Annotated in this window: 1 protein-coding gene; it reads left to right on the forward strand. The window is 35.4% G+C overall.

What is annotated here, in order from left to right; all coding sequences use genetic code 11:
* The first annotated feature begins 27 nt into the window (after positions 1 to 27).
* Complete coding sequence (locus EZH24_RS08965) at positions 28 to 3,252, forward strand: phosphoribosylformylglycinamidine synthase (protein WP_201798584.1); 3,225 nt, start codon at positions 28 to 30, stop codon at positions 3,250 to 3,252.
* The last annotated feature ends 121 nt before the right edge of the window (positions 3,253 to 3,373 follow it).

The following is a 3,373-nucleotide window of genomic DNA, read 5'->3' on the forward strand; positions in this document are numbered from 1 at the left end:
GACCTTTAAGTGACCTTTCCAAAAACAGTGAAAACATTAAACGGATTTATAAATTTAAGCGACAGAGAACTTTTTGATTTTATAAAAAATTACGGTTTGGCAATGGATATTGAAGATATAAAACTTTGCAAAAAATATTTTGCAAGCGAAAAAAGAAATCCAACGATAACGGAAATAAAAATAATAGACACTTATTGGTCCGACCATTGCAGGCATACCACATTTTTAACGATTATAGACAGCGCAAAATTTGAAGACGAAATTATACAAAAAACTTACGAAGAATATTTATCAACGCGAAAAGAGACTTGCGATAATAAGCCGATTTCTCTTATGGATTTGGCAACGATATGCATGAAATATTTTAAGAAAAAAGGAAAACTAGACAAACTCGAAGAATCGGAAGAGATTAACGCCTGCGCGGTTAAAATAAATATAGAAGTTGACGGCAAAAAAGAAAATTGGCTTTTGCTTTTTAAAAACGAAACTCACAATCATCCTACGGAAATAGAGCCTTTCGGCGGAGCGGCTACTTGCATCGGCGGAGCCATAAGAGACCCGCTTTCTGGGAGAGCTTATGTTTACGGAGCAATGCGAATTACGGGAGCGGCAAATCCTACAATGCCCGTTTCAAAAACTCTAAAAGGAAAATTGCCTCAAAGAAAAATAACGACAACGGCGGCGGAAGGATATTCTTCTTACGGAAACCAAATCGGTTTGGCTACGGGAATTGTCGATGAAATTTATCATAAAGGATATATGGCGAAACGAATGGAGATTGGAGCGGTCATAGGAGCTGCGCCTCAAAAAAATGTCGTAAGAAAAAAACCGACTGCTGGAGATATAATAATTCTTTTAGGAGGGAAAACGGGAAGAGACGGATGCGGAGGAGCCACGGGTTCTTCAAAATCGCATACTTCAAAATCGCTCGAAGTATGCGGAGCGGAAGTGCAGAAAGGAAACGCTCCCGAAGAGAGAAAGATTCAAAGGCTTTTCAGAAACAATAAAGTTTCAAGATTAATAAAAAAATGCAACGATTTCGGCGCGGGCGGAGTTTCGGTAGCTATAGGAGAGCTTGCGGACGGAATAGATATAAATCTCGACGCGATTCCAAAAAAATACGAAGGGCTTGACGGCACGGAACTTGCAATTTCAGAATCGCAGGAAAGAATGGCGGTAGTCGTATCAAAAAATAATGTCGAAAAATTTTTAAGTCTTGCGAAAAACGAAAATTTGGAAGCCATCCCAGTAGCCGTAGTAAAAAAAGAGCCGAGACTTACGATGTTTTGGAGAGGCAAAAAAATAGCGGATATATCGAGAGAATTTTTAAATTCAAACGGAGCTAAAAAACATATTAAAGCGAAAGTTGAAGCGTTAAAAAAATTCGATAAAGAAATTCCAAAAGATTTTTCAAAAGGTTATGAGAGCCTCTTGTCAAACCTTAATGTTTGCTCAAAACGAGGATTAGCGGAAAGATTCGATTCCACAATCGGAGCGGGAACGGTTCTCATGCCTTTTGGCGGAAAATATCAACTCACGCCAGCTCAAGCGATGGTTCAAAAAATTTCATTGGAGAAAAAATCTTCCGATGATTGTTCTATAATGAGCTTTGGATTCAATCCTTTTATAACGGAAAAAAGCCCTTATCATGGAGCTTATCTTTCGGTAATAGAATCGATTTCAAAATTAATTTCTACGGGAGCGAATTTTAAAGAAATATATCTTACTTTTCAAGAATATTTTGAAAGATTAGGCGGTGACGAAAAAAAATGGGGCAAACCTTTAGCGGCGCTTTTGGGAGCTTTTAAGGCGCAGAAAGAACTTGGAATTTGCGCTATAGGCGGAAAAGATTCTATGAGCGGAAGTTTTGAAAATTTAAATGTTCCTCCAACTTTGGTATCGTTTGCGGTTACAACTTCAAAAACTAAAAATATTATTTCGCCCGAATTCAAAAACGCGAGAAATAATGTTTATTTATTAAAACCCGATTACTATAAAAACGGACTTATAGAAACAAAATCTTTAATCTCTTTATTCCATAAAATTAATTATTTGATAAAAAGCAAAAAAGCTATTTCCTGCTATACATTGACTTATGGCGGAATAGCCGAAGCGGTTTATAAAATGTGCATAGGAAACGGTTTTGGATTTGAATATAATTCTAAAATTTCATTAGCCTATATTTTTGGATATAATTACGGCGGATTTATTATTGAAGCTAAAGAAAAAATTGACGAAATATATTTGGGTAAAATTATTTTAGAAAAATATATTTCTTATAAAAACGAAAAAATCGATTTAAAAAAATTATCTTCTATTTACGAAAACAGACTCGAAAAAGTTTTTCCATGCAATTTAAATGATAAAATAAGAAATATTAAAATCAATAAAAAAGAGATTCAAAATTTTTCTTTTAATACCAAAGAAAGATTAACGGCAAAAATAAAAATCGCAAAACCGAAAGTTATTATTCCCGTTTTTCCAGGGACGAACTGCGAATACGACAGCGCAAAAGCTATGGAATACGCGGGAGCGAAAACGAAAGTTATAGTTATAAATAATTTGTCTTCGGAGAATATTAAAAAAAGCATAGACGATTTTTCAAAAGAATTAAAAACTTCCAATATTATTTTTATTCCAGGAGGATTTTCTGGCGGAGACGAACCCGATGGAAGCGGAAAATTTATAACGGCATTTTTTAGAAACGATTTTATAAAAGAAGAGACTACAAAACTTTTGGACGAGCGAGGCGGACTAATGCTTGGAATATGCAACGGATTTCAAGCGCTTATTAAATTGGGATTAGTTCCTTTCGGAAAAATAATCGATATAGACGAAAACTGTCCGACTCTATCTTTCAATGAAATTTCAAGGCATCAATCAAAAATTGTGAGAACGAGAATAGCTTCAAATAAATCTCCATGGCTTTCTTTGACAAATGTAGGAGATATAGTAAATGTTCCAATATCTCATGGCGAAGGCAGATTTATCGCAAACGAAGAGATTATAAAAAAACTTGCGGACAACGGACAGATTGCGACTCAATATGTAGACTTTGACGGCAACGCTTCTAACGATATTAGATTTAATCCAAACGGTTCGGCATACGCGATAGAAGGCATTACCTCTCCCGATGGAAGAGTTTTTGGAAAAATGGGACATAGCGAAAGAATCGGAAAAGGATTATATAAAAATGTCGTTGGAAATTACGATATAAAAATGTTCGAGTCGGCTGTGAGATATTTTAAGTAAAGTATAAGTTTTGACAATGGAAGAGGTATAATAATTTTATCAGAAGCCGATTAATGAGACGACTGTCCGCCTGTGGCGTGAGCAAATACGAGAAAAACTATAACCGCCTCATTATTTCCTA

The sequence above is a fragment of the Brachyspira catarrhinii genome (assembly GCF_005518285.1).
Lineage (GTDB): Bacteria > Spirochaetota > Brachyspiria > Brachyspirales > Brachyspiraceae > Brachyspira > Brachyspira catarrhinii.